The organism is Stenotrophomonas sp. NPDC077659 (assembly GCF_050268705.1).
Lineage (GTDB): Bacteria > Pseudomonadota > Gammaproteobacteria > Xanthomonadales > Xanthomonadaceae > Stenotrophomonas.
Genome location: NZ_JBNNHG010000261.1, coordinates 1 through 1963 on the forward strand (window position 1 = coordinate 1; position 1963 = coordinate 1963).

Sequence of the window (1963 nt, forward strand, 5' to 3'; positions counted from 1 at the left end):
TGATGTTCCGACTCAAGTAGTCTACGAGCTGAGAGGTATTTCAGCAGCCTGTTAGTGGGTCAATCGAGGTTGCCCTGATCAGGGGTGGGCGCTATGGTCGAGGTGAGGCGTGTAGCTTTGCTGGTGTCAAATACCTGCAGCCATTTATCTCCGCCTGCCGCGTGATCGGTCGATGGTAGCGGTGTCGCAAATGGCCCTCGCCGGTGTGGCAGTCTGCATCCTATCGACTGCGGGATGATGCTGGTGGCGGTTCTGGTAGTGCCAACAAGGGAATCAAGGGATGAGTGCTCTTACAAGGATTGTCATGATATCTACTCTCTTTTTATCGGCTGGAGCATCTGCACAGCAGCCAGGGTCAGTCCAATACAACACTGTGTATCTTCCAGGGCATGGCGTGGGTGATGCCAAGGCGCCCCCTGTCAAATGGGGAGCGTGGGCAAGAGGTGATGACCGCACACTGGGTATAACCTTTGATGGCCGGACCGAGGATGAGGCAAAAGCCTTGGCAGTCGCAGACTGTCAGGCGAAGGGCTCGAAGAACTGCATTCCAATGGAGACCTTCTTCAATACATGTGCCTTGGTAGCCGCAGGTCCCAGTAATCGCATCATTCAGACCTCTAATCGCGGCCTGCCGTGGGGGCGTCGTAAGGCTCTGAAGGCTTGTGGAGACGACTGTAAGATTGTTACTGAAGGGTGCGCGCTTCCCTGATATGCGACCTTCATCCTGGTTGGGGCAGTACGCGGCCGGTTCATCGCTGCCTCGTCGATTTCATTTGCCAAAGTAGGCCTGATGCCGAGCAGCACCCCGGTGTCATTTGCCGGCGTCAGCCTGACAGCATTTGTGACCAATATGCTGCGGGTCTGATCTTCGCGCTGGTCGATCCTGTTCCGGTGGTCAAGAGTGACCAGGCGTAGTTGCCCAGCGCTCGGTCACCTCGCTGACAGGCAGCGGCATTGAAGGCCGATCGGTCATCGACGAGGCGGCGCTGCCGCTTTCTGCAGTAAGGAAGAAGGCAATCAAGAGTTGTGGCTTGCCAGCCTGCTTCCACAATGCCTGGCAGGCGTGGCCGAGTCCGAAATCGGATGACGCATCCAACGTCGTGCGGTGACTTCACTGCCTGAATCTGGATGTTGACAAGTGATGGGCGTCACGCATTCGACCATGAGGTCTTGCCGATTTGAAAAAGCACCCATCCGCGGCCGTATCTTTTGAGTACTAGAGGATGCTGGTCCGAATAATGAAGGAACTTGAAGGGAAGCTGTTCCGTGCACTTGGTGTCTCGCGGGCACTTTATGCCTTGCTCCTGACGTTGCCGCTGCTGACGGCGTGTGGAAGCAAAGAGCGCGCGCCTCCCCCGTACGAGAAGAATCCTTCACCCAAGGAGCCGTACGACCTTGTCCTCACCGTGCGTGACGGGCCGGATGACATCCAGGCCTCAAGCGCCTATGTCAATTACAAGGTTACGGACGAGGCCTGTTTACCTCCCATCGACAACTTCGAGGGCGTCCGTTATGGCATGGACGAACACACGATCAAGATCCCGCTGCAACAGATCGACAAAACCACATTCAAGGGCAGCTTCTTCAGGGACGGCGTCCTGAGCAAGGACTATTACGGCAAGGGCGTATGCAAGTGGAAGGTTGAGTTGGTAGGAGCATTTCTGGAAACAGAGACGACCAAGTCATTCACCTATTTCTCGGTTTCAACAACCTTGCAGGATGTCTCAGATACGTTGCATGCAAAGAAAGACATTCAACGGCGCTTTGATGACGACGGAATTTACCCGGCAAGCATCATAAGCGAGGAGGGCTTCATCGAGAGTGTGCCCGAGCCTCAGCGCAGCGATTATTTCTCAATTAGTATTTCGGCAACTCCAAGGAAGGACATGTAATGAGCAGGAACGTCAGCGCCGATCTGGCCAGTGCCGCATATTGCGCCCCTCAGTTCGAGAGTGACGGACGA

At 55.4% G+C, this 1963-nt stretch carries 2 protein-coding genes; both read left to right on the forward strand.

Translation table 11 applies throughout. The features are described from left to right. Window positions 1–304: 304 nt before the first annotated feature. The gene (locus ACQKDV_RS19235; protein ID WP_427785830.1) at window positions 305–709 is read left to right on the forward strand and encodes a DUF4189 domain-containing protein; all 405 of its coding nucleotides are present in this window, start codon (window positions 305–307) and stop codon (window positions 707–709) included. A 529-nt stretch (window positions 710–1238) separates the two neighbouring features. Then, entirely contained in the window at window positions 1239–1892 is a 654-nt protein-coding gene (locus ACQKDV_RS19240; RefSeq protein WP_427785829.1) for a hypothetical protein, read from the forward strand. The last annotated feature ends 71 nt before the right edge of the window (window positions 1893–1963 follow it).

What these genes read in the sequence shown, in the direction of transcription:
- ACQKDV_RS19235 (WP_427785830.1), top strand. Translation starts at nt 305, where the DNA reads ATGATATCTACTCTCTTTTTATCGGCTGGAGCATCTGCACAGCAGCCA.
- ACQKDV_RS19240 (WP_427785829.1), top strand. Translation starts at nt 1,239, where the DNA reads ATGAAGGAACTTGAAGGGAAGCTGTTCCGTGCACTTGGTGTCTCGCGG.